The sequence below is a fragment of the Burkholderia sp. PU8-34 genome (assembly GCF_053427725.1).
On the sequence record NZ_JBSAXC010000048.1, the window covers coordinates 1 to 1,552 of the forward strand.

Genomic DNA, 1,552 nt, shown 5'->3' on the forward strand with positions numbered 1-1,552 from the left:
TTCCGCCAGTTCGTCGAGGGCGGCTGGCAGGGGCTGCAGCATCCGACGGACTACGACGGCCAGGGGCTGCCGAAGCTGATCGCCACGCCGTGCATCGAGATGCTGAACGGGGCGAACCTGTCGTTCGCGCTGTGCCCGCTGCTGACCGACGGCGCGATCGAGGCACTGCTGACCGCGGGCACCGAGGAGCAGCGGCAGCGCTATGTGCCGAAGCTGATCTCCGGCGAATGGACGGGCACGATGAACCTGACCGAGCCGCAGGCGGGCTCCGACCTCGCGCTGGTGCGCTCGCGCGCGGAGCCGCAGGGCGACGGGTCGTTCAAGGTGTTCGGCACGAAGATCTTCATCACGTGGGGCGAGCACGACATGGCCGAGAACATCGTCCATCTGGTGCTGGCGCGCACGCCGAACGCGCCGGAAGGCGTGAAGGGCATCTCGCTGTTCATCGTGCCGAAGTTCCTCGTCAATGAAGACGGCAGCCTCGGCGCGCGCAACGACGTGCATTGCGTGTCGATCGAGCACAAGCTCGGCATCAAGGCGAGCCCGACCGCGGTGCTGCAGTACGGCGACCACGGCGGCGCGATCGGCTACCTCGTCGGCGAGGAGAATCGCGGCCTCGAATACATGTTCATCATGATGAACGCGGCACGCTTCGGTGTCGGGATGCAGGGGATCGGCGTGGCCGACCGTGCGTACCAGAAGGCCGCGGCGTTCGCGAAGGAACGCGTGCAGAGCCGTCCGGTGGACGGTTCGGCGAAGCAGTCGGTGTCGATCATCCACCACCCGGACGTGCGCCGGATGCTCGGCACGATGCGCGCGCTGACGGAAGGCGCGCGGGCGCTGTCGTATGTGGCGGCCGCGCACAGCGACATTGCCCACCGCCATTCGGACGAGGCGACGCGCACCCGTCATCAGGCAATCTACGAATATCTGGTGCCGGTCGTGAAGGGCTGGAGCACGGAGATGGTGAACGACGTGGCGAGCCTCGGCGTGCAGGTGCACGGCGGGATGGGCTTCATCGAGGAGACGGGCGCCGCGCAGTACTATCGTGACGCGCGGATCCTGGCGATCTACGAAGGGACGACGGCGATCCAGGCGAACGACCTGGTCGGCCGCAAGACGGTGCGCGACGGCGGCGCGGTGGCGAAGGCGCTGATCGGCGAGATCGGTCAGACGGTCGACGCACTCGGCAAGCTTGACGGCGCGGCGGCGGCCTCGATGAAGACGCAGCTCGAGAAGGGCGCGCGTGCGTTGTCGGCGGCGGTCGATTACGTGGTGGAGAACACGAAGCGCGACCCGAACGCGGTGTTCGCGGGCAGCGTGCCGTACCTGAAGCTGGCGGGCGTGGTGCTGTGCGGGTGGCAGATGGCGCGCGCGCTGGTGGCGGCGCATGCGAACCGCGCGAGCGATCCGGCGTTCTACGATACGAAGATCGCGATTGCGCAGTTTTACGCGGAGCACATCCTCGTGCAGGCGGCGGGGCTCGAAGCGTCGATCGTCAGCGCGAAGGGCGGCGAGAGCGTGCTCGCGTTGACCGAAGACCAGTTCTGAC

At 67.8% G+C, this 1,552-nt stretch carries 1 protein-coding gene; it reads left to right on the top strand.

Annotated elements, in window-relative coordinates; all coding sequences use genetic code 11:
- Positions 1–1,551: acyl-CoA dehydrogenase (locus tag ACV22Z_RS35620; protein WP_448080924.1), on the top strand; the 1,551-nt coding region annotated here is incomplete at its 5' end.
- Position 1,552: the final 1 nt, after the last annotated feature.